The 24,641-nt window shown below is 36.7% G+C and carries 14 protein-coding genes; 2 read left to right on the forward strand and 12 right to left on the reverse strand.

Annotated features, from left to right (window positions below; translation table 11 throughout):
• Nucleotides 1–392: 392 nt before the first annotated feature.
• From pth to QWY86_RS14170, 3 genes are all read right to left on the reverse strand, one after another.
• Entirely contained in the window at nt 393–953 is a 561-nt protein-coding gene (pth, locus tag QWY86_RS14160; protein WP_290242994.1) for an aminoacyl-tRNA hydrolase, read from the reverse strand.
• 228 nt (nt 954–1,181) lie between these two features.
• The gene (locus QWY86_RS14165) at nt 1,182–1,766 is read right to left on the reverse strand and encodes a 50S ribosomal protein L25/general stress protein Ctc (RefSeq protein ID WP_290242995.1); all 585 of its coding nucleotides are present in this window, start codon (nt 1,764–1,766) and stop codon (nt 1,182–1,184) included.
• A gap of 136 nt (nt 1,767–1,902) precedes the next feature.
• Nucleotides 1,903–2,844, reverse strand: coding sequence for a ribose-phosphate pyrophosphokinase (locus QWY86_RS14170; RefSeq protein ID WP_290242996.1), 942 nt, complete (start codon nt 2,842–2,844; stop codon nt 1,903–1,905).
• 352 nt (nt 2,845–3,196) lie between these two features.
• Here QWY86_RS14170 and QWY86_RS14175 point away from each other — a divergent pair, with 352 nt between their 5' ends.
• Nucleotides 3,197–6,226 (forward strand): glycosyltransferase family 117 protein, encoded by a 3,030-nt coding sequence (locus tag QWY86_RS14175; RefSeq protein ID WP_290242997.1) that lies wholly within the window; start codon nt 3,197–3,199, stop codon nt 6,224–6,226.
• Nucleotides 6,227–6,451: 225 nt separating this feature from the next.
• Nucleotides 6,452–9,493 (forward strand): DUF2723 domain-containing protein, encoded by a 3,042-nt coding sequence (locus QWY86_RS14180; protein WP_290242998.1) that lies wholly within the window; start codon nt 6,452–6,454, stop codon nt 9,491–9,493.
• 355 nt (nt 9,494–9,848) lie between these two features.
• Here QWY86_RS14180 and QWY86_RS14185 read toward each other — a convergent pair whose 3' ends face one another.
• From QWY86_RS14185 to QWY86_RS14225, 9 genes are all read right to left on the reverse strand, one after another.
• Nucleotides 9,849–10,811: an acetyl-CoA carboxylase carboxyltransferase subunit alpha gene (locus QWY86_RS14185; protein ID WP_290242999.1), complete on the reverse strand. Its 963-nt coding sequence runs from the start codon at nt 10,809–10,811 to the stop codon at nt 9,849–9,851.
• Nucleotides 10,812–10,881: 70 nt separating this feature from the next.
• Complete coding sequence (locus QWY86_RS14190; protein WP_290243000.1) at nt 10,882–11,745, reverse strand: SPFH domain-containing protein; 864 nt, start codon at nt 11,743–11,745, stop codon at nt 10,882–10,884.
• 646 nt (nt 11,746–12,391) lie between these two features.
• Nucleotides 12,392–13,951: a S10 family peptidase gene (locus QWY86_RS14195; protein WP_290243001.1), complete on the reverse strand. Its 1,560-nt coding sequence runs from the start codon at nt 13,949–13,951 to the stop codon at nt 12,392–12,394.
• Between the two features lie 129 nt (nt 13,952–14,080).
• On the reverse strand, nt 14,081–15,661 hold the full coding sequence (locus tag QWY86_RS14200) for a SusD/RagB family nutrient-binding outer membrane lipoprotein (protein WP_290243002.1): 1,581 nt from the start codon (nt 15,659–15,661) through the stop codon (nt 14,081–14,083).
• Between the two features lie 19 nt (nt 15,662–15,680).
• A complete protein-coding gene (locus tag QWY86_RS14205) occupies nt 15,681–18,956 on the reverse strand; it encodes a SusC/RagA family TonB-linked outer membrane protein (protein WP_290243003.1) in 3,276 nt (1,091 codons plus the stop codon).
• 182 nt (nt 18,957–19,138) lie between these two features.
• Nucleotides 19,139–20,197, reverse strand: a complete 1,059-nt coding sequence (locus tag QWY86_RS14210) for a FecR family protein (RefSeq protein WP_290243004.1) — start codon at nt 20,195–20,197, stop codon at nt 19,139–19,141.
• Nucleotides 20,198–20,578: 381 nt separating this feature from the next.
• Nucleotides 20,579–21,133, reverse strand: coding sequence for an RNA polymerase sigma factor (locus QWY86_RS14215; RefSeq protein ID WP_290243005.1), 555 nt, complete (start codon nt 21,131–21,133; stop codon nt 20,579–20,581).
• A 127-nt stretch (nt 21,134–21,260) separates the two neighbouring features.
• Complete coding sequence (locus QWY86_RS14220; RefSeq protein WP_290243006.1) at nt 21,261–23,144, reverse strand: alpha-amylase family glycosyl hydrolase; 1,884 nt, start codon at nt 23,142–23,144, stop codon at nt 21,261–21,263.
• 95 nt (nt 23,145–23,239) lie between these two features.
• The gene (locus QWY86_RS14225) at nt 23,240–24,607 is read right to left on the reverse strand and encodes an MFS transporter (RefSeq protein ID WP_290243007.1); all 1,368 of its coding nucleotides are present in this window, start codon (nt 24,605–24,607) and stop codon (nt 23,240–23,242) included.
• Nucleotides 24,608–24,641: the final 34 nt, after the last annotated feature.

Here is a 24,641-nt window from a genome sequence, read left to right on the forward strand (position 1 = left end):
AAAGCCTGGTGCAACAACCCTAATAATTGGTCTCAAGAAATTCTATAACATCTATCTAGGATTCGAAATCCAAAAGGATGTGGGTACACGGTAGGATTGCAGCGGGTTTACATAATAAGTGCTGTGCAATAAAAACCCACCCAAAGGCAGAACACTAAGTTAAATAGCCCGGATTGACGTGGAAATACTTTCTTTTGTACTTACCGAAAATATGCTGTCATGCTGAGGCACGAAGCATCTGCAACCGATGAAACAGATGCTACGCACCTCAGCATGACAGGAGTTTAAAAAGATTGAAACGGAAAGCGGGACAGATTTCACCTAAGGATTACCAGCCCTTAAGCTCAAAAAAAAGAAATTAATTGGCTTAATACTTTAGAATTAAAAGAGCTTTACTTATTAAACGCCGTCATAGTGTGAGCAGGTCCAATTGTAACGAAACTTTTTATCAAATCGACACTTTTATCAATTAATGCCGGCAATTCGAGTTGTTCTTGCTTATCAAACAAACCTAGCACAAAATCTACTTGCCTTCCTTTGGGATAATCGTTTCCGATTCCGAATCTTAAACGAGCATAATTTTGTCCTCCGCAAACCTCCTCAATACTTTTTAAGCCGTTATGTCCGGCGCTGCTGCCTTGTAATTTTAAACGAAGTTTGCCAAGCGGAAGTGCCAAATCATCTACAATAACCAAAACATTTTCAGGTGAAATTTTAAGTTCTTTCATCCAATAGTTAACGGCTTTGCCACTCAAATTCATGAAAGTTGTTGGTTTAATAACGTGGAGTTTTTTGCCTTTGAAACCTACTTCAGCATAATAAGCCAAACGGATGTTATCAAAGTTTCCACCCAAGTCTTTTACCAGTTCATCGGCAATATCAAAACCAATGTTATGGCGTGTGTGCGCATAATCCGGACCAATATTCCCTAAGCCAACAATAAGATATTTCATGCGGGCAAAGGTAAATGCTTAAAGCGGAAAGAACAAATAAGACGGAATATAGTCGGAAGTCCGGAGACGGAAGTTTGGATGCTAAAATACAGATGAAAAAAAAACTAGCGAAAAGAGCATAATAAAGCAACCAAAATCATGAAAATCTTTAAATCCCGAAAATCCTGCCTCAAAAAAAACGGCTCGAATAAATTCGAGCCGTTCTCTGTAATAACCAAGAAATCTTAATTATTTTTTACCTTTTGCAGCTTCAGTTTCTGCTTGTTTTAATGCTCTAGACATTGCAACAGAAACGATAGTATCTTCAGGAGTGTTAGTGATTGCGTAACCTTCAACTTTTAAGTCGCGTACACGGTATAAACTACCAACCTCTAATTTCTCTAAGCTTACTTCAACATTTTGTGGCATGTTAGCTGGTAAAGCTTTAACACGAAGTTTACGTAACTTCTGAATTAATTTACCACCCATTTTAACACCTGGAGAAGTTCCTGTTAATTTAACCGGAATTTCCATAACGATTTCTTTATCGTCAAATAACTGAAGAAAATCGATGTGCATTAAAACGTCTGTTAATGGATGATACTGAGTATCTTTTACGATAGCTTTAGTTTTTGTTCCGTTAACTTCAATTTCCACAAAATTTACATCTGGTGTGTAGATAACGCTTTTTAAATCAGAAATTACTACAGCAAAGTGTTGCTGCTCTTTACCACCATACAATACTGCAGGAACCTTACCTTCGTAACGAAGTTCCTTAGCATCGCGTTTCCCTACGTTCTCTCTTGGAGAACCGCTAATAGCGATTGTTTTCATTTTTTATTTATTTAATTGTTAGTAGTAAGTATTTGATATCAAGCATCAAGACCTCACATCTTAAACCTTTTACCTCCTACCTAGTGTTTTTATTAGCATTTAGACCTAAACCTTAGCCCTATACTTTCAACTTAATTTATACTCTAAACAAATCACTGATTGAGCCATGTTCGTTTACATTAGCAATCGCTCTTGCAAATAAACTTGCTGTACTCAACACTCTGATTTTTTCACTTTCTTGCTTCAATGGAATTGTATCAGTTACAATTAACTCTGATAAAACAGAATTTTCTACCGTTTCAATGGCCTTACCAGATAAAACAGCATGCGTACAAACTGCTCTAACACTAGAAGCACCGTTTTCCATAATTAAAGCTGCTGCTTTTGATAAAGTACCTGCGGTATCGCAAATATCATCAATCAAAACAACATCTTGTCCCTTAACATCACCAATAATCGACATTGATTCGATTTCGTTGGCACGTTTACGGCGCTTATCGCAAATAATTACTTCTGCATTAAAAAACTTCGCAAAAGTACGGGCTCTGTAAGAACCACCCATATCTGGTGATGCAATAGTTAAATTAGGCAGTTTTAAACTTTTGATATAAGGAACAAAAATAACCGAACCATCCAGGTGATCAACCGGAATATCGAAAAAACCTTGTATCTGTGCAGCATGCAAATCCATCGTCATAATGCGGTGAATACCTGCCGATTTTAATAAATTAGCAACCAATTTAGCCCCAATTGCTACACGAGGTTTATCTTTTCTATCTTGACGAGCTAAACCATAATATGGAACTACTGCAGTAATGTAATGTGCCGAAGCTCTTTTAGCAGCATCAACCATTAACAAAAGTTCCATTAAATTATCGCTGGGCTGATAAGTAGATTGGATTAGAAAAACATCGCAACCGCGGATTGACTCATCGAAAGAAGGTTGAAATTCGCCATCACTGAATTTGTGGATGGTTACATCACCAAGTGGCTTGCCGTAATGTTCAGCAATTTTTAGTGATAATCCTCTTGAACCTGTTCCGGAAAATAGTTTTACCGGGTTAAACTGCAATGGCATGATCCGTGTAGTTTACGGTTAAAAAAAATCGGATTATGTAATTTGACTTACACAATCCGATGCTAAATTTGTTGTCCGACCTGGATTCGAACCAAGACAAACAGTACCAAAAACTGTCGTACTACCCTTATACTATCGGACAAACTACTAATCGAAGATTATCTCCCCGATTGGGAATGCAAATGTAGGAAGCATATTTTAATTATGCAAGAGCGATTCCAAAAAAAAATCATTTTTTTTCATCTTTTATTTTTTGACAAAAATCTTAGCTAACCATGCAACATTCTTCCATTAAATCCGACTTTATAGGTTAAAACCTATAACTAATTTAATATCAATCATTAACCAGACTATGAATTATTCGAAAATTAATAACCTTGGCGGCTGGCTGTGTTTTTTTGTTGCTGCAACAACTTATATTTTAACTTTAGATTCTTCAGTAAGTTTTTGGGATTGCGGCGAATTTATTGCTTCGGCTTTCCGTTTAGAAGTGGTACATCAACCCGGTGCACCATTAGTTTCTATGATTCAAAAAGCATTTTCAGCATTATCTTTTGGTGATAATAGTAAAGTTGCCTACCTGATGAATGTGGCATCAGCATTAGCAAGTGCAGCAACCATTATGTTTTTATTCTGGACGATAACTGCTCTGGCCAAACGAATATTAATCAAAAAAAATAGCGCAATTAGCATTTCTGAAACCATAACCATTATTGGTGCTGGCTTAACAGGTGCTTTAGCTTATACATTTTCTGATAGCTTTTGGTTTTCGGCAGTAGAAGCGGAGGTTTATGCAATGTCGTCGCTTTGTACAGCTGTTGCACTTTGGGGCATACTTAAATGGGAAGCTAAAGCCGATGAACCCAGAGCAGACAGGTGGCTTGCCTTTGTTGCGTATATCATTGGTTTATCAATCGGTGTGCATCTTTTAAATTTATTGGTTATCCCGGCGGTAATATTTGTTTACTATTTCCGTAAAAAGCCAAACCCAACTACTAAAGGCATTCTAAAAACATTGGTTGTTTCCATTTTCATTTTAGCCTTTGTTCAGTATGGAATTATACAATATATGGTTTCAACGGCTGCATATTTCGATTTGTTTTTTGTAAACAAAATGGGATTGAGTTTTGGATCTGGTGTCTTATTTTTTGCAATACTTTTAATCGGAGGATTGGTTATTTCCATCAGATATTCTATCAAAAACAATAAGAAAGTTTTAAACCTTGCTTTACTATCTACTGTATTATTAATTTTTGGTTACAGTTCGTTTACCTTATTGATCATACGGGCGCAAGCAAAACCAAACCTCAACAATACCAATCCAGATAATGCGTTTTCATTTCTAAAATATGTTAACAGAGCACAATATGGCAGCAGACCATTAATATTTGGGGAAAATTACAATTCACCAAAAGTAGACTTAAAAGAAACTGAAAAACTTTACAGAAAGGGTTTTAGTGGTAAATACGAATCAGCAGGCAGCAATTCAAAATACATTTTCGATAAGACTACGCCAATACCAAGAATGTATAGCGACAAGGCTGAACATATCAATTTTTATAAAAACTGGATGGGCTTCGATGATTCGCACACGCCAACACTAATGGATAACCTAAAGTATATGTCCTCATTTCAAGTCGGGCATATGTACATAAGGTATTTCATGTGGAATTTCGTTGGCAGACAAAACAATATTGATGGTCAGCTTGGCGAAAATGGTGGGGGTTGGTTAAGTGGTGTTAAACCATTGGATGCGATCAGACTTGGAAATCAAAAAAACCTACCTCCGTCAATTGTAGATAACAAGGCTTACAATAGATTTTTCTTTTTACCACTGATTATAGGAATAATCGGGGCAATCTGGCATTTTAAACGCAACCAAAAACATGCTGGCGTTATTGGTTTATTATTTTTCTTTACTGGCGTTGCCATTGTTCTATATTTAAACTCTGTACCTATCGAGCCACGCGAAAGAGATTATGCTTATGTAGGCTCATTTTATGCTTTTACAATATGGATTGGCTTAAGCGTTATCGGTATTAAAGAATGGGTTTTCAAAAAACTTACGCCGAGAATGGCAGCAACCTTCGCTTCGGTAATTGGTTTATTCGCAGCACCAATAATTATGGCCAGTCAGGGTTGGGGTGATCATAATCGGTCAGAGAGTTATTTGGCAAAAGATATTTCTGCCAATTATTTAAAATCTTGCGCTCCGAATGCTATTTTATTCACCTATGGTGATAATGATACTTTTCCGGTTTGGTATGCACAAGAAGTAGGACATATTCGCCCTGATGTTCGTGTGGTTAACTTAAGTTTATTAAATTTTGATTGGACAATTGATGGTTTGCGGAAAAAGCAAAACGAATCAGCTGCTTTGCCAATCTCCATGAAACCTGAACAATACGCTGAGGGCACCAGAGAAGTGATGTATTACCAGGATTATAAAATTGCTCAAAACATTGAACTGAAACAAATATTGGAGGTTTTATTATCTGATAATGATGAAGATAAAATCACACTGCAAGACGGTTCGAAATCAAACATCCTCCCAACAAAAAACTTTAAAATTACAGTTAATAAAAAAGATGTTTTAGATACCGGAACCGTTCCGGTTGAGGATGCCGGAAAAATTGCAGGCAGCATGGAATGGATATACAAGGACAATTACGTAACCAAAGGTACACTTGCTTTAATGGATATTTTAAGCCATAACGACTGGAAACGCCCGATTTATTTTACAAACGCAATGCCCGATGAACAATATATTGGTTTAGACAGGTACTTGTACACGGAAGGATTGAATTTGAGATTGTTACCATTAATTCCAGATAATGATAAGACCGAGATATATGAACAGATAAATGTAAAACCATACTTAAACAATATGTTAAATGTTTATAAATGGGGAAATATTAAAAACGCGAAACACCTAGATAGACAATCTGCCGATGATGTAGCGATGTTTACAAATATGTTTAATGGTTTGATTGGCGAATTAATTACAGAAAACAAAATTACTGAAAGCAAAAAAGCTGTAGAGAAATATTACGAGGTAATGCCAATTAAATTTTACAGCATGCGCCATGTGATGAGTTCTTTTTATTTTACCCAAAATCTTTACCGATTAAATGATTTGAACCGGGCAAACGCCTTTATCAATAAATCTGCAGATTACATGAGCAAAGAATTAAATTACCTTGCGGATGTTACCGAGAGTAAAGACAGGCTAACCAACCAACGTGACATTCAAACCTACCTAACCTATTTTGGCGAGATGGTAAAACTTACCCATAGCTATAAACAAAAGGATTTAAGCCAGAAGCTGGAAAAGCAATATAATCAGCTGCTAGATAGATTCTCGCCGTTTTTCAACGGCTAAATTTTAAGTCTGCCAAAGAAACCCATGTTTTTAAATTTAACAGAAAAACATGGGTTTTCTTATTTAAAACTAATTTGGCGACACTAAATCATCAGCAGCAAAGAAAAATAAACCGTTAAAAATTGTAAAAACAATAAGAGATTTTCCTTATTTATCGACTATATTAATTAATTTCGGCAGCATTTTTATGTGCAATAATATTTAATTATCCATTATCAAAAACCAATGAATTATTCAAAAGTTAATAATATAGTAGGCTGGTTCTGCTTTTTAATTGCTACAATAACTTACGTTTTAACCTTAGAACCATCAGTTAGTTTCTGGGATTGCGGCGAGTTTATCGCCTCTGCGTTAAAAATGCAAGTTGTACACCAACCAGGAGCACCGCTATTTTTAATGATACAACGTTTCTTTGGTGTTTTTGCCTTCGGCGATGTTACTAAAGTTGCCTACTGGATGAATATTGGCTCTGCCATTGCCAGTGCTGCAACCATCTTATTCTTATTCTGGACTATTACTGCTTTAGCGAAAAAAACACTTGTTAAAGTGGGTGAAGAGGTTTCTACAGCCAATCTGTACAGCATTATGGGTGCTGGTATTGTTGGTGCCTTAGCTTATACTTTTTCTGATAGTTTCTGGTTTTCGGCGGTAGAATCAGAGGTTTATGCACAGTCATCATTATTTACAGCAATTGTATTTTGGGGCATTTTAAAGTGGGAATCTCATGCAGATGAACCTCGGGCAGACAGATGGTTATTATTCATTGCCTACATAATGGGTTTATCAATTGGTATTCACTTATTAAATTTATTAACCATTCCGGCTATTGCGTTTATTTATTATTTCAAAAGAGCAGATAAAGTTACCACATCGGGCATTTTTAAAACCTTAGTTGTTGGTATTTTAATATTGGGTGTTATTCAATACGGTATTATTCAGTATTTAGTTTCATTTGGTGCAAGTTTCGATTTATTTTTTGTTAATACCTTAGGATTAGGTTTCGGAACTGGTGTATTATTTTTCGCAGTTATTGTAATTGGTTTATTGGTTTGGGGTATCAGATATTCTATTCAACATCAAAAAAAACTTTTAAACTTAGGGTTAATTTCTACCGTTTTAATCATATTCGGCTACGCTTCATTTGCCATGATTATCATTAGAGCGAAGGCAGACCCAAACTTAAATAACAGTGCTCCAAAAGATGCTTTCTCTTTTTTAAGCTATTTAAACCGTGAACAATACGGAGACAGACCATTGGTTTTTGGTCCAAATTATAACTCTGAACGCATTGGTGTGGAGCAAGGCAAAACCATCTACAGAAAAGGTGCAGACAAATATGAAGTTGCCGGTAAGAAAAGTGATTATCAATACAGCGACAATACTTTTTTACCTCGTATGTATAGCGACGATCAACGTCACGCAGATTTTTATAAAGAATGGATGCACCTTGATCCTAGCAAAAAACCAAACACGGCTGATAACGTTGGTTTCTTGTTCAGCTATCAAATTGGCTATATGTACTTACGTTATTTCGGCTGGAATTTTATTGGCCGCCAAAATGATGAACAAGGACAAGGCAGCGGTTTTGAAGGTACTTCACTTAGTGGTATTAAACCTATTGATGCAATCTGGCACGGCAATCAAACCAATTTGCCACCATCAACAGTAGATAATAAAGCATACAATAGATTCTTCTTTTTACCATTGATTATTGGTTTATTAGGTGCCATCTGGCATTTCCAACGCAATCAAAAAGATGCTGGTGTTGTTGGTTTGTTATTCTTTTTTACAGGTATAGCAATTGTATTATACCTTAATCAAAAACCTCTTGAACCTCGTGAACGTGATTATGCTTACGTAGGCTCATTCTATGCTTTTGCCATTTGGATTGGTTTGGGCGTACTTGCCCTAAAGGAATGGCTGCTCAAGAAGCTAACACCAACAACTGGTGCAATTGCCGCTACAGTTATTGGCTTATTTGCAGCACCAATAATTATGGCTCAGCAAGGTTGGGATGATCACGATCGTTCTACCAAATTAGTAGCGCATGATATTGCTTACGATTATTTACAATCTTGTGCGCCAAATGCCATTATTTTCACTTACGGTGATAATGACACTTATCCACTTTGGTACATTCAGGAGGTAGAAAAAGTACGCCCGGATGTGAGAATTGTGAACTTAAGCTTATTCGATACCGATTGGTATATTAATGGTATGAAGCAAAAACAAAACGATTCTGAACCATTGCCAATTTCGATGAAGGAATCGCAATTTGTACAAGGCGAGCGTGATGTAATGCCTTACGATGATTATAAAATTGCAGGCAGTGTAGAGCTTAAAAACGTAGTCGATTTATTATTATCTGATAGTGATGAGGATAAAGTAGCGATGCAGGATGGAACAAAATCGAATTTCTTACCAACTAAGAATTTCAAACTAACCATCAATCCTCAGGAAGTTATCAGTACAGGAACAGTTCCGGCTGCCGATGCTGCTAAAATTACGCCTGCAATGGAATGGAAATTTAACAAAGGTTATGTTACTAAAGGCACATTGGCAATGTTTGATATATTAGCACACAACAACTGGAAACGCCCAATTTACTTCGCCTCTACCGTACCTTCTGAACAATATAATGGTTTAGACAAGTATTTATATAATGAAGGTTTAGCATTAAGGTTGTTGCCACTTCAGGCAGATACAACATCAGGTGAGGAAAGAGCAGAATTGTTAAATACCCCGGTACTTTATAAAAATGTAATGGATAAATTTAAATGGGGTAACATGAAAACTGCCAAGTATTTAGATCCACAATCAGCTGATGATACTTTCATTTTCACAAACATTTTTAGCAGTTTAACCGGAAGCTTAATTAAAGAAGGTAAAGTTGATGAGGCGAAAAAAGTGGTAAACAAATACTTCGAAGTAATGCCAGATAAATTTTACGGAATCCGTACGGTTGTAGTAAAATATTACATGGCAGAGAACTTATATAAGCTTGGCGAAAATGCTAGAGCAAATGATATCTTAATGAAATCAGGCGATTATATTACCAAGGAGCTAAATTACCTTGCAGATATTTCAGATTCGAAATCGAGCTTAACTGGTATGCAGAATATTCAAACTGGTTTATATTACCTTGATAAAATGGTCAAAACGTCTAAAGCATTAGGTCAGACCAAGGTGAGCACTCAATTAGAACGCCAGTTTACAGCATTAGAAGGCAGATTTAGCAGATACTTTGGTCAGCAACCTGCTGAATAATTAATAAATAAAAGGATTTTATAAGCAGTTGCATGAATGTGTAACTGCTTTTTTTATTTTCCCTCCCGTTATGTCGTCACCCTAAATTTATTTCAGGGTCTGCTTCTTAACACAAAACTTGCGAAGTTTCCAAACGAAACACTCAAGACTTCGTAAGTTTTCGTGCTCTACAAACATCGTAATTCTACAAGATATTTACCGCTTTAGGATGCGGAAATAACCGGCGAAGTCCTCTTGAATACAATTCAAAAGCAATAAAAAAAAATGAAAATTCAGCACGACGACGTGTTATAAAAAATTACCCACAAAAAAACCCGCTTAATTTAAGCAGGTTTAATATAATAATTAGTTAAATTTATTCGTTTACAAGCCCCATTTCGCAGAACTTATTAATTCTCTGCTCAATTAGTTTATCAGTTTTAACTTTGCCTAAAGCAGCTAAATCTTTTAAAAGATAATCTTTAAGCGTTTGTCCCATTAACTCAGGATCTTGGTGTGCACCACCTAATGGCTCTGGAATAATACCATCAATTAGCTTGTTGCCAAACATATCATCAGATGTTAATTTCAAACATTCTGCAGCCTTCTCTTTAAAATCCCAGCTTCTCCATAAAATAGATGAACAAGATTCTGGAGAGATAACAGAATACCAAGTATGTTCTAACATGTAAACCTTATCACCAATACCAATACCTAAAGCACCACCCGAAGCACCCTCGCCTACCACTACACAAATAATTGGCACACGTAAAACCGACATTTCAAGTAAGTTTCTGGCAATCGCTTCACCCTGACCACGTTCTTCTGCTTCTAAACCTGGGTAAGCACCCATCGTATCAATAAAAGAAACTACCGGTTTATTAAACTTTTCTGCCAAGCGCATTAAACGTAAAGCTTTACGGTAACCTTCCGGATTAGCCATACCGAAATTACGGAACTGGCGCTCTTTAGTGTTTTTACCTTTCTGGTGACCAATAACCATTACCGTTTGACCGTTAATCGTTGCAAAACCACCTATAATCGCTTTATCGTCTTTAACTGTTCTATCACCATGAAGTTCGATAAAATCATCGCAAATCATATTTATATAATCCAGTGTTTGTGGTCTATCAGGGTGGCGGCTCATTTGAACCTTATTCCAGCCGGTTAAATTTTTATATAAATTATTTGTGGTTTCATCTAATTTACCATCAAGTTCATCTAAAGTGGCAGACATATCTACCTTAGTCTTTTCGGCAACTTGCTTAACCTTTTCTATTTGCTGAACTAAATCGGCAATAGGTTTCTCAAAATCGAATGATGTTTTTATTTGCTGCATAATTGGACAGCAAAAATAAGTATTTATTTTTAGTTTGCTACAGTTAGTGTTTTATTAACACTTAAAAAAATTATTTCAAAGGCAGCATAAAGCTCGAATTTCCGCCAGCCTGCGTTGTCGGCAGCTTACCGTCCCACTTTTGAATCCATTGTTGTTGAACCAATAATGGTGTTAAAGATTGTTGCCTCAATTTATTCGCCTCAGATTCCGCTTTGGCACGTACCAATAAAGCCTGGGCTTCACCAGTTGCGGTTGCAACCTTAACTTTTGCTTCTGCATCGGCCTGTTTTGCCTGATTTTCTGCCTTTAAACGAGCTTGTATTGATGCATTTTTTTCATCAATCATTTGTCTTAAACTTTCCGGAGGTGTAATTGCAGAGGTTAACTGATCATACACGAAACCATCTTTACTCAGGTTTTTGGTTAAAATCATCTGAATTCTATCCTCAAAACGTTCGCGATTACTCATAACCGAATCAGAACTGAAAGAGTTGGCTACAATTCGGTAAGCATCATAAATGGTGTTACGCATAAATTGCTGCTCAATTTCGGCCAGCGGTTTACGGTATTGTCTGTAAATCTGTGGAACCATAGTAGAGTTTACATGGTAGTTTAACTTTGGGTCTACCTTAAATTCGGCGGCATCTTTTGTAGTTACTACAAAAGGCTCATAATCTACAGATTGCGTGTAAGTTGGGAACTCCACAATCTTGGTTGTCCAGGTATTGTACCAAACCCTACCGGTAACAATTGTAATGTTGTCAACGCCACGGTCTGAGCCATATAAATTAATTTTGATGCCTACATTTCCGGCATCAATGTTCTCGTAAGTAAAAGGTTGGATGGCATAAATAATTATTAATCCAATAAAAATTGAGCCATATCTAATAATTCTTTTAATAAGCGTTCCTCTTGCGGTTGCTTCGTATTCCATGAGCGTTAAAGTTTTTTAAATAGTTTGTTGATAGGAAAATATAAAATTACAAATGCAACAATAATTACAAATACCCCAAAGTAAACCTTCAAATTAGATGGTTGGCTAATATAATTTACCCCAAAGCTGATTAATATTATTGCAGCAATTATGCAGATTAGATTGAGAACGAGTTTCATTGTTACCTGATTTTTTAGAAAAATAGAAATAATTACAGAAACTTTCAAGTATCTTTTTTTTGAAAAGCTACTTTAGTAATGCTATGGAGGGATTTGTCCTGCTATTCGCTATATCTATTGTGCTTCCTTCGACTACGCTCAGGATGACAACACAAAAGGATAGCGCTACTATCAGGTTTAGATACTCCGGTTTATACAAATATGGAGGGTTTTCCGTGCAGATGCCAATGTTAAAGAGCCATGATTGTAGCGGAAATACTTTTTGTTGCGGCAATCGTCAAGTTTTGTGTGACAATGACAAAAAGATTGAAGCGCAAAGCAGGACTAACGATTGATAGTTGTACTGTCTTTGCGCTTCAAATAATATTAAGCTTTAAAATTTTTCTCGCAGATTTTCGCAGATAAAAACGCAGATTTAAAAAGATTGAATGTTATAAACTTTAATCCTTAAATCCATTAAATCTTGACTAAAATTTAGCCGCTTCGCCTGCTTTTGGTAATGCTTTCTTTATAAACTCACGAATATGTTCATTAGAAGTTTTTAAGTCATCTTTACGTAGATACATCATGTGTCCGCTTCTATAGCCTTGCCAACTCATTCTATCTTGCAATTTGCCCGCAGCATCTAACTGCCACATGCTGTATTTTGCATTGAAATAATCGCAAGCACCATCATAATAACCAGACTGAACCAGCAAATGTAAGTAAGGGTTTTGTGCCATCGCCTGACGTAAATTATCGCCGGTTCTGTCGCCAGAATTATCCCATGGGTGCACGGAGCCGAACATATTATACTTTAAATCGGTTTTATAATTCAACTCATTTCTCAGATACATATTTATAGCCGGCGTAAAAGAATGCAACCACGAAGTTAATTCTGCATTATAATCCGGACCATCACCAGCCGCCATTTTATCGATGCCCTTGTAACGAGAATCCAATCGACCAACGGTGAAACCTTTATCCCTTAAAAGTTCTTTCCAGAAAAAATTGGTTGGCACATTAAGGTTGTAATCGATAAAAACCTTTTCAGAAATACCTGAGTAACGAGCCATTTTAGCAGCGATTGCCTTTTTCTTTTCGACACTTAACATAGCACCCTGCGAAATTGCCGGAATCACTTCATTTATGGTAAACTGCTCCACTTCGGGAAGCATTGCCGTTAAATCTTTTGATTGTAAATCAGTAGCTAATGCTTTGTGATACCAGGCGGTTGCGGCAAAATAAGGTAACCGCAAAGCCGCATCAACCGGGCCACCACGTTCTATACCTAATTCAGTTGGCGAAACCAAAACAACGCCGTTTAAGTACATCCATTGGTTATTTTGCAATTCTAAAGCCAAGCCCGAAACACGAGTTGTTCCGTAACTCTCACCAATTAAAAATTTAGGCGATGCCCAGCGATTATTTCTGGTAACGAAAGTATTAATCCATTCTGCCAAATATTTAATATCAGCACGAACACCAAAAAATTTACTTCCCGGAATATCTTTGCTAACGGCTCTCGAATAACCTGTGTTTACCGGGTCGATATAAACGATATCGGCAACATCCAAAATAGAATAAGGATTTTCTTTGTAGCCATAAGGTTGTACGGGATAACCTTCATCATCAATATTTAAAACCACCGGACCAGTGTAAGCGATGTGCATCCAAACAGAGGCAGAACCCGGACCGCCATTAAAAGAAATAACTAAAGGCCTTTTATCGCGATTTTGAATATCACTTCTTTCATAATAAGTATAAAATAATCCGGCAATAGCTTTACCATCTTCATCCCAAACGGGCAAAGTACCAGTTGTAGCTTTATAAGGTACTGATTTGCCGCTGATATTTACACTGTGATTGGTTACAACTGAACTTTCTACCTTAATGGTTCTTTCGGTTCCTGTGGGTTTGGGTTCTTCTTTAAGGGTAATTTGAGATGTTGTTGTAGTTTCTTTTGCAGGAGTTCTTCTGGGCGCTTGCTGAGCGCTAACAAAAAAGCTTGTAAGCAAACATGCCGATAGTATAAATTTGAATTTCATTTAAAGTTTGGTTTGAACCATAAATATCAAACTAAAGCTTTTGCTATTCAAAAAAACATTGAAAATGTTACTATAAAAAACGGCTCTGCTATTCACAGAACCGTTCATTGAGATACTTAGATGTTGAAATTACTTATCCCACCAAACCCTTCCAACAAGCTTATCGCCACCTGGAACCGCTGCCGAAGCCGCTTTATAGTTTGCCGCATTAGATACACCTTCTGCCAAAGGGTAAGGAAAACGACGAGGAATTGAGCCGCCAGTGTTCGTATTTGGATATACAATTGGCACCAAAGCAGGTAATCCTGTTCTTCTCCAGCTTGCCCATGTTTCGTAAAAATCTAACATGGTGATGGTATGCGCCCAATATTGAGTAGCAATCATATCTAATCCGTTTGCTGCAACATAAGGATGTGCAATTAAATAAGCTGCTGCATCACTAGCATTTACAGCCATTGCCGCATCATACTGAGAAAGGAATGTCATTGCCGAGGTTACACCTGCATTGTAGTGCGTAGCGGCCGAACCACCGATATTGAAACGTTGCGCAGCTTCGGCCCAAAGTAATTCACTTTCTGCATACGTTAAAATAAATGTATTACCATCTCTTTTTAACATGCCCGGGTGTGGAGAAGAATAATCTGTAAAATCAGTATAAGAAGCATCCTGACGAACATCTCTACCTGCAATACCGCTCAAATCTTTACCATTTGGCATACCTTTTTGTACGGATGCTGTAGTTATAAAATTAGGGTTTTGCGTTTTGCTACCATCAGTTAAATACAATTTGGTTACGGCAATTTTGCTTAAACGTGGGTCGTTATTGCTCTTTAAGAAATTAATAAAGGTATTACTCCATCTGGTGTAGTAGTTTTCCTGACCACCATCTCCTAATAAAACCTGTGCATTTCTGTTTTGCGTAACTCGTCCACCATTTGCATCATGTTTAAAAATTGCATTATCACCTTCGCTGGTCATTGTTTTACCAACTGCTTTTGTAATGTAGGTTTGTGCAAGTGTTGCATCGGCCTTAGTTAAGCGCATCGCCATGCGTAACATTAGGCTATTGCCAAAACGCTTCCATTTCGCAACATCACCGCCAAAAACCAAATCGCCGCTTACCACATCTCCAGAGGCATTTAATGCTGTAGAAGCTTCATCAACTTCTTTCAATAAATCTGTATAAATAGCTTGTTGCGAATCATATTTTGGGTATAAAATTGCAGAATAATAACCTTTTCCTGCATCAGAATAAGGAATATCGCCATACAAATCGGTTAATCTTTCAAAAATTAAAGCTCTCCAGATTCTGCCCATATTATAAACATTGTTATACTGTGCTTTACCTCTAGTAAACTCAACCAAATCAACAGCATATTTTACCTGATCTGGATAAGCTTTTTCCCAATAAGCAGCAGTGTAGCCTTCGTTCAACATGTATTTATCTCCCGCCCAATAGCCAATTACAGATGACATGCCTTGCATCATTGTTGCAGCATAAATTAAGTTCCCTCTCCAAGTTTCGTAGGCGAAATCGGTGCTGCCTGTATATGTTAGTTGTGCGGTAGATAGAAGGTAATTTGGATTATATTGCTCCTGACTTACCGAAACCGGGTCGGTATTAATTTTCTCGAAGTCTTTTGTACACCCAGATATCAGTAGTAAACCAGATAATAAAAGTGGTACGTATAATTTTATGATCGTTTTCATTTTCAATTCGTTTAGATGATTATAACTTAACACTTAAATTCAAACCGTAAGTACGTACAGGAGGTACACCACCTAGCTCCATACCTGGAATGGTTGCATTATAACTAGATTCAGGGTCGATATTATCCGTTCTTTTCATTAGGATAAATAAGTTACGTCCGACAAAACTTACGTTTAATCCTTTAATTTTGTTGTTAAACATTTTTGCCGGGAAGTTATAACCAAGTATTACTTGTCTGAATTTGATAAAACTTGCATCCTGAACGAATTGCTTTGAAACATTGTTAGCGTAAGTGCTGTAATAATTAGCAGCATTTACCCCCAAAGCATCACGATTTTCGAGTGTTGCCTGATGTAAGCCAAAAATATAACCGTAGTAATCTGTTGCAGAAAAGATTTTTCCGCCCCATTTCCCATCAATTAAGAAAGATAGATTTACACCTTTGTAATTGAATTCGTTGTTCCAACCTGCAGCCCATTTATTATATGCTGAACCATAAGCTTTTAACTCTCCTCTTTGTGGTGCGCCATTTGCATCTTTAATGATATTACCGCTTGCATCATATAAGAAATCATAAGCCATAACCTGTGCAATAGCTTTCCCCTCCAAATTTTGTAAGAAACCAACATTACTTCTAGAGGTTGCTAATAACTGAGAAGCCGTTCCAGGCGCAAGAGTGATTACCTTATTATCATTATATGAACCATTTACGCTTGAAGTCCAACTGAAATCCTCATTCTTTAAAACTACACCAGAAACTAAAGCTTCAATACCCTTATTTCTGAGCTCGCCAATGTTTAAAACGGCACCGCTATAACCTGTTGTAGTAGAAGTTGGAACAGGCAGAATCTCATCAGTAGATTTTTTATTATACCAAGTGAAATCCAAACTTAACCTATCCTTAAAAAATTTCATTTCAGTACCAATTTCTAACTCCGTTGCTTTTGAAGCTCTTAAAGAGGAGTTTGGAATAGAACCATTAACAATGTTCCCTAACGGATTATTATTGATGGATTCGCTACGTAAATTGTAATAAAGTTGCGTTTGGAAAGGAATAGTTGCTTGCCCAACCATTGCATAACCTGCTCTTAATTTACCAAAGCTTAAAAAAGATGGTTTCCATAGTTCAGAAAACACGAATGAACCACTAACTGCAGGATAAATTACGTTAAGCTTATTATCTTTACCTGGCGTAGCAAGTGTTGAGAACCAGTCTGAACGTGCACTACCTGTTAAATATAAAACATCTTTATAAGCAAGTTCTAAAGTTCCATAAACTGATTGTGTTTCCTGATCTTGCTTATAAGCTGAAACCGATTTGCCACCTGTATTAGCTAAAGTATAAATACCGAATAACTGGAAGGATGCACCTCCATTGGTAACCGCTTCGCTTTTTGTACGACGATAACTTGCGCCAATGTTTGGTGTAATGGAGAAATCATTAACCTTAAAAGATTTACCAATTAAACCATCAACATTAATATCGGAGAATTTACTGTTTTGTTCGGTATAACCGCCATCTGCATCATAAGCTGTACCAGAAGGCGTAACCGCGATGTAGCTATCATTATATGAATCTCTACCAGCCCTACCTTGTAAAAACAAACCATTATCAAAAGTATATTTAGCACTGAATGAGCTTAATAAACGTTCTCTTTTGGTATTATGAATAAAATCATTTGCCGCAAACCATGGGTTTGTTGCATAAGGATTACCAGTATTGTAAGAAAGTTCATTTCCATTAGGTAATTTACCTGGCTGTAAGGTAGAAATATTTACACTTGTTGGTAAAAATGCAGCATTATAGTTTGCATTACCAGCGCCATCTGAAAGCATCGGCCTGTTTTTGGCTTGCTCTAAGATATAATTTACACGAGCATCAATAACCAAGTTTTTGATTGGATCAAATGTTCCTGATAAGGTAAAGTTTTGTCTATCTAATCCAGAGTTTGGCACAACAGACTTATTTGTTAAATCGCTGCCTGATAAACGAATAACACCACCAGTAAACGATTTATTTAAGGCAAGTGTGTTAGTCCAGCTTCCTCCGGTTCTGTAAAAATCTTCAATATTATTTTCCTGTGCAGTGTACGGTCTGTTTACACCATCAAATTGGATTACGCTACTGCCATCTAATCTGGCACCCCAGCTAGAACTCCCGGTTGAAGCCGCAGCTAATTGTGTAGTCGGTTTTAATCCATTTACACCCTGACCATAAACATATTGCCAGTTTGTTCTGTCCATTACCTGTTCGGCAACATAATTACTACTAAATTCTATGCTGTTTCCTTTTCCACTCTTAGTTGTAATTAAAATTACACCTGCTTTTGCTCTATTACCATATAGCGCAGATGCTGCTGCACCTTTTAGAACAGAAATACTTTCAATATCATCTGGGTTTAAGTTACTTATTGCATCACCTAAATCGGGTGCATTATCATACTGTCCACCATTATTACCAATTCCTATTGTGCTTCCAAATCCAACCGGCGCACTTTCCATCGGGATACCGTTTACCACATATAATGGCTGACTTGATGAGCCTAAACTAGAAACGCCACGAATGGTTACGTTAGTTGCAGCACCAGCACCGCCCGATGTTCCGGCAATATCTAAACCAGCAACTTTACCAACTAATGAATTCGTGATGTTATTTTCACGAGCTTGCGTTAAGGTTTCGCCACCAACTTGTGTTACTGAATAGCCTAAAGCCCTTCTTTCTTTTTTGATGCCTAATGCTGTAACCACAACATCAGTAAGCTGCTTTGTATCTTCAGCTAAAACTATGTCAATGTTGGTTTGATTACTTACAGAGATTTCTTTTGTTTGAAAACCTGCGTAAGAAATAACTAAAACTGAATTTTCAGGAGCATTCAAAGCAAATTTGCCATTAACATCTGTTGATGTACCAATGGCCGTTCCTTTTACCCTTACTGTGGCTCCAGGTAACGAACCGCCTTGTGCATCTTTAACAGTTCCAGAAATTGGAACTTCTTTATTTCTGCTGATAACAATTAAGCCTCCATCAGAAACTGAATACTTTAAATTTGTTCTGTTTAAGATTGTAGATAAAACATCTGTTACCAATGTATTAGAAACTGTAATACTTACATCCTTGTTAACAGGAACGTAAGAAGAGCTATACACAAAATGATAACTGCTTTGCTGCTCAATAATCTGTAAAACCCTGGCCAACTTCGTTTTCTTTACATCAAGTGAAATTTTTTCCTGAGAAAAAACTGATGCAGAAACATTAAGGCAGGTAATGAAAACCATAATACAGGTTAGTTTCATTAGCATAATGAATTTTAAAAGCTTCCGGTATTTCGGATGCCCTTGCAGTAAGTAATAATAAATCATATTTTTGTTTTTTTTGGTTGCATAATTATCTGGCAGCAATCTGTTTGCGCATAAACTGCCATTTGATTAATCAAAGAAAAATTTAAGGGCGGTGCGCCAACACCGTCCTTTCCTTTCTACTTCGAAATGATTACTTGATTTCCCTTTATTTCATATTTAAAACTTTCTACTTTTTGTAGTGTGGACATAACTTGTTCTATGTTTTCATTAATAAATGTTGCTGTAAAACGATACTTCTCAATTTCCGGATTGGCAAACTTAATTTCTACGTTAAACCATTTTTCCAGTACGCCTTTTATCTCATCAAAATCCTGATCGTATATTTCAATTCTATTTTTGGTCCACGCGGTTTCTACAATTGTACTATCCTTAATTAAAGTATAATGGTTAATTGTGATTTCCGGTCGTGTAGAAGCTGGTTTTAAGATTTTTTTAGATTGAGCCTGAGGCAAATTTTTATAAAAAGTAACTTTTTGACTAGGCTTTAAAGTAATTGTACCTCCGTTTCCATTAATGGCCTCCATAGTAATTAAGCCATTAATCAACGTAGCTTCTGATGTAACTTCATCTGGGTAAGCTTTTACATTAAAAGATGTTCCGAGTACATTGATATTAAAATCTGCCGTGTGAACTTGAAATGGTTTCTCTTTATCATGCACAACATCGAAATATGCCTCGCCAGTTAAAACCACTTCACGCAAATTCTCATTAAAATCTTTAGTAACAGATAGCGAACTCTTAGCATTTAATAAAACTGTTGTGCCATCAGATAATGTGATTTTTTTTCGCTCGCCGGTTTTAGTTTTAAAAACTTGAGCGATTGTTATTGGTTCATCTGAAGTTTTAGCTTGGTATTTTTGATAAATGAACCCAATGAAACCTACTAAAAGTATTGCTGCAGCAATTTTTAACCATAAAGGTTTAATTTTTAAAGTTTTCGATGTAGTATTAAAATTTTCCTTGAAACTTTTCAGCTGACTATTAATAGGCTGTTTGTTTCCGCTAAGTATAAAATATAACTTTTTAGCTTCGGTTATAACTTCAGCTTGCTCTGGATGTGCCTTAATATATTTTTCCCAATATCCTACACATAGCTTATCTGTACCAGCGCAATATTGCTGGAAAGTGCTATCAACAAGAAAGTCTTCTGAATTGAACTGACTTCTATCAATCATTATTATTTGGCTTTTATATAACAGTGCCAAAAAGCTTTACTTTTTCCTAAAGAAATTTTAACTTTTTTTTAACAATGCGATATATTGCCCTGCAACACTAAATAAAGAGGAAATAGAATTTTAGGATACAGAACAAAAATCCAAATTATTAAATGAAAATCTCGTCATTCCCACGCAGGTGGGAATCTTAATGCTATAAACTTATGAAAGCTTTAAGATTTTCGTATTTGAAAGAATTACCGTAAAGAAAACCATGATATGAAAATCTGGACCGTCATTTCGAGCGTAGCCAAGAAATCTTTGCAATATGTAAAGTTCAAAGATCTCTCCATTGCGCTATGCTCCAGTCGAGATAACGGCAAGAGAGACATGCGATATCAGTTAAGATTTTAACTCTTTCCTCAACACCTTAAGTGCGTCATAAATTGTATTGTAAGCTGTTTTAATGGTTTGATTAGTTTGTTCTGCAATTTGCTCGTAGCTTAAACCATCAAAAAATTTTAAATGAATCAATTGTTTCTGTCTGAAAGTGAGTTTTTCCAAAGCATTTTTGAGTTGATGTTTGATCAATTCATCACTTTGCACTTTAATAATAAATTCCTCATAACTCATCTCCATCCATTCACCATCTGCTCCTGCGTTATTTAGCGCAACACTCAATTTTTTCTTCCGTTCAAGAATTCGGATAAGTTTACGTTTAAGAAAGGTTCGTAGATAGGCTTCAACATTATCTACCCGGGTAAGGGTTTCGTGTTTCTCCCAAATGGTTGTAAAAACTAAATCGGTTGCCTCGCTAGCGATATCTGCATCGGCACAAACCCGAATGCCAAAGTTTACCAGCGGATAATAAAGTTCTTTATAGAGATCAAAAAAGGCATCCTTATCGGCAGAACGTAATCGTTCCCATAGCAAATGATGCGCAAGTTTGTTCTCCATATATTAGTTAGTTGTTGGGGGGTAATCCTAGCTAAAATAGAGATAAATATGTATAAAATAACCGCCAACAATCAGATTTATGCATAATAAATTAATTATTGGCGGCTTCGGTAAATTAAAGTGTGTTTTACTTTAAAGCGACCTTGCTAAAAATGTGGTATTCTCCAGGAGCCAAAGTCGCACTGTAATTATTCGCAGATAAATTTATCGTTCCGCCCAAAGCATCAATCCACGTTCCTGAAGTACCAAAATCAACATTCGTAGTTTGATTGATGACATCAAAATTTCCAACTACCATAACCGTATTTGTACCTTCAGTTAGTTTAATGTATTTAACACCACTTGTTAAATTATAAGTAGAGTTGCTTAAATTGAATATGCTGTTATTCTTCTTCAATTTGATAAACTTAGCGTATGCATCGTACAATGCTTTTCGGTTTCCATCCGAGAAATATTCCCACTTAATTGGTTTTTCGCCTGTTCTGCCATTAAAATCGATACTTACATCATAGCCTAACTCACCAAATTGCCAAACCATTTTTGGACCAGGAATGGCGAATAAAAATGCAGCCGCCATTTCTTGTCGCTTTAGTGAAGTGGACAAATTGCCTTTAACCAAATAGCTGCCAGACATATTTCCGAACGAGATGTTCTTATAATTCAATCGCTCTTCATCATGACTTTCGTTGTAAGTAATCAAACCATCAGCTTTGCTAAAACCATGTTTGGCATAAAAACCCCAGGAGAAATCAGAACCGCCCAACCAGCCCATTGTGGCTTCATTCATGTTATAATTTAGGTTATTCCAAAGCATCATGCCCTCATCTGCCAATACTTTCTCTTCTGATTCTTCTGCAAAATGTTCTAAAATCACATAAAAATTATTAGCGTCGATGCTCTTTATGTAGCTATTGTATTCTTTCCAAATGGCAACACGACTGGCATCGTACTTTCTGAAAACGGCATCATCAGCAGATGGGTTTTGCGTAAAACCTTTCGATAAATCAAAACGGAAACCATCAATTTTATATTGCTGCATCCAGAATTTAATCACATCTTTCGAGAACTTTTTGGTTGCAGCACTTTCATGGTTAAAATCATAACCAACGTTAAAGGGATGTTTAGCATCAACATTAAACCAAGGGTTGTTAGCTGTTGGTTTAGCACCATCAAAATACATTTGAACCATTGGCGATTGACCGAAAGAATGGTTGAGCACCATATCTAAAATTACGGCAATTCCTCTTCCGTGACATTCATCTATAAAATTTTGTAAGGCAGTTTTTGTACCATAATATTTATCAGCAGCAAAATAAAATGAAGGATTATAACCCCAACTGAGATTACCCTCAAATTCGTTTACGGGCATTAGTTCGATGGCGTTGATGCCCATGTTCACCAAATAATCTAATTTAGCCAGTGTTGAGGCGTAACTATGCTCTGTTGTAAAATCGCGAATCAACAATTCATAAATCACCAGATTATTTTTCTCAGGACGAACAAAACCATTATTTTTCCAAGTGTAGCTGGGTTGGTTCGCCTGCATTATACTCACAATACCAGTTGTTTTTCCTGTGGGATAGCTTTTTAAATTTGGATAAACCGATGAGGAGATGTATTTATCATTTTCAGGGTCTAAAATTTTCTCACAATACGGGTCGGCAACCTTTAATTTTCCATCAATATAAAACTGGTAAGCATATTCCGTATTTGGATTTAAATTATCGATTTGAATCCACCAGGTATTTCCATCGCTTGTTTTTTTCATTACAGAAGCCGATGTAGACCAATCGTTAAATTCGCCGATTAAAGAAACAGAAGTTTTTCCTGGCACATAAAGCGTAACAATTGCTGATGTTCCATTATTGATGAACGCCACACCATCTTTTGCACCGGCAGGTAAATCAGTTGTCGGGTTGGTTGGCGTTTCAATTCCTCCCTCAGTTGAAGATTTTTTGCAAGAGGATGTAAAGGCCGCTACAAAAAGTAGCAGATAAATTATTTTTTTCATTTGGTTAGGGATTAATCTTTGATTTACGTCATTGCGAGGTACAAAGCAATCTTTATAAATGAGATTGCTTCGTACCTCGCAATGACGAGTGTGAACTATATCGAACGATTTTCTTCAATGCTTAATTCAGCAGCTAAAGTTTCATCAGTTTTTTTAGGCTCTCTGATAAACAAGTAACAAATGATGGCCGCTAAAATCATTAAGCCACCGCCTAATTGCACCGCTAAAAGTCTATCGTTATTTAACACATTTCGCATCAACCAACCAAAACCAAGCGAGGCAATAATTTCTGGTAATACAATGAAGAAGTTGAAAATCCCCATATAAATACCGATTTTATCTTTCGGTAAGGAGCCGCTTAACATAGCATATGGCATCGACAAAATACTTGCCCAAGCCACGCCAACGCCTGTCATACATAAATACAACATATTTTTATCGTGAACCCAGGCAACGCTGATTAAACCAATTGCACCACAAAGTAAGCATAAAGCATGAGTTGTTTTTCTACCTAAAGCATCCGCAATTTTTGGCAGAACCAATGCAAATAGAAAAGTGATTACACTATAATAAGCTAAAGTTAAACTTCCGAAATCGGCACCTTGCGCATAAATTGGGTCGGCAGCATCTTTACCACCAAATACATTTACTGCAACGGCTGTAGTATAGTAAAACCACATTAAAAACAAGCCTGGCCAGGTAAAAAACTGAACCAGAGAAACTATCTGCATCCGTTTCGGCATATTTCTTAAAGCACTAAAAATTTCCTTTACGCCATTGCCAAAACCTTTATTGCCTTGTGCTGAAAGTTCTTCTTCGCGTGGCGGATATTCTTTGGTGGTGAAAACTGTCCATAATACCGCTGCGAAAAAGAAAAATGCACCGATGTAAAAAGAGAATTTTACGTTTTCAGGAATGTTGCCCTGCGCTGCCGTATTCGATAAATGGAAAACATTATTCATTAACCAAGGCAACGATGAAGCCACACTTCCGCCTAAACCAATCATCATGCTTTGCATAATAAAACCGCGGTTAACCTGACTATCGGGTAATTTATCGGTAACAAATGCACGGAATGGTTCCATGGCGATATTTCCGAAAACGTCCAAAATCCAAAGTAATCCTGCTGCCATCCATAATGCACTGCTATGTGGCATAAAAATTAAGGCAATGCTACTTACGATTGCACCAATCATAAAGTATGGTCTTCTTCTCCCCCATTTTGGATGCCAGGTTCTATCGCTCAAATAACCAATAATTGGCTGAACTAACAGACCAGTTAACGGAGCCGCCAAAAACAACAAAGGAACTTGGTCGGGGTTTGCACCAAGGTTTTCGTAAATACGGCCCATGTTGGCACGTTGTAAATCCCAACCAAACTGGATTCCAAAAAACCCAACACTCATATTAATAATTTGTGCAAGTGTTAATTTTGGGTTTTCGAATATTGTTTTTAAGCTCATTTTATATTTGGTTTAGCTCCACCCCAACCCTCCC

Source organism: Pedobacter aquatilis, assembly GCF_030409415.1.
Taxonomy (GTDB): Bacteria; Bacteroidota; Bacteroidia; order Sphingobacteriales; family Sphingobacteriaceae; genus Pedobacter; species Pedobacter aquatilis.

Coding starts and splice junctions, on each gene's coding strand:
- QWY86_RS14225 (WP_290243007.1), bottom strand. CDS start 24,607: ATGAGCTTAAAAACAATATTCGAAAACCCAAAATTAACACTTGCACAA.
- QWY86_RS14190 (WP_290243000.1), bottom strand. CDS start 11,745: ATGGAATACGAAGCAACCGCAAGAGGAACGCTTATTAAAAGAATTATT.
- QWY86_RS14205 (WP_290243003.1), bottom strand. CDS start 18,956: ATGAAACTAACCTGTATTATGGTTTTCATTACCTGCCTTAATGTTTCT.
- QWY86_RS14165 (WP_290242995.1), bottom strand. CDS start 1,766: ATGAAAACAATCGCTATTAGCGGTTCTCCAAGAGAGAACGTAGGGAAA.
- QWY86_RS14175 (WP_290242997.1), top strand. CDS start 3,197: ATGAATTATTCGAAAATTAATAACCTTGGCGGCTGGCTGTGTTTTTTT.
- pth (WP_290242994.1), bottom strand. CDS start 953: ATGAAATATCTTATTGTTGGCTTAGGGAATATTGGTCCGGATTATGCG.
- QWY86_RS14195 (WP_290243001.1), bottom strand. CDS start 13,951: ATGAAATTCAAATTTATACTATCGGCATGTTTGCTTACAAGCTTTTTT.
- QWY86_RS14170 (WP_290242996.1), bottom strand. CDS start 2,844: ATGCCATTGCAGTTTAACCCGGTAAAACTATTTTCCGGAACAGGTTCA.
- QWY86_RS14200 (WP_290243002.1), bottom strand. CDS start 15,661: ATGAAAACGATCATAAAATTATACGTACCACTTTTATTATCTGGTTTA.
- QWY86_RS14180 (WP_290242998.1), top strand. CDS start 6,452: ATGAATTATTCAAAAGTTAATAATATAGTAGGCTGGTTCTGCTTTTTA.
- QWY86_RS14215 (WP_290243005.1), bottom strand. CDS start 21,133: ATGGAGAACAAACTTGCGCATCATTTGCTATGGGAACGATTACGTTCT.
- QWY86_RS14210 (WP_290243004.1), bottom strand. CDS start 20,197: ATGATTGATAGAAGTCAGTTCAATTCAGAAGACTTTCTTGTTGATAGC.
- QWY86_RS14185 (WP_290242999.1), bottom strand. CDS start 10,811: ATGCAGCAAATAAAAACATCATTCGATTTTGAGAAACCTATTGCCGAT.
- QWY86_RS14220 (WP_290243006.1), bottom strand. CDS start 23,144: ATGAAAAAAATAATTTATCTGCTACTTTTTGTAGCGGCCTTTACATCC.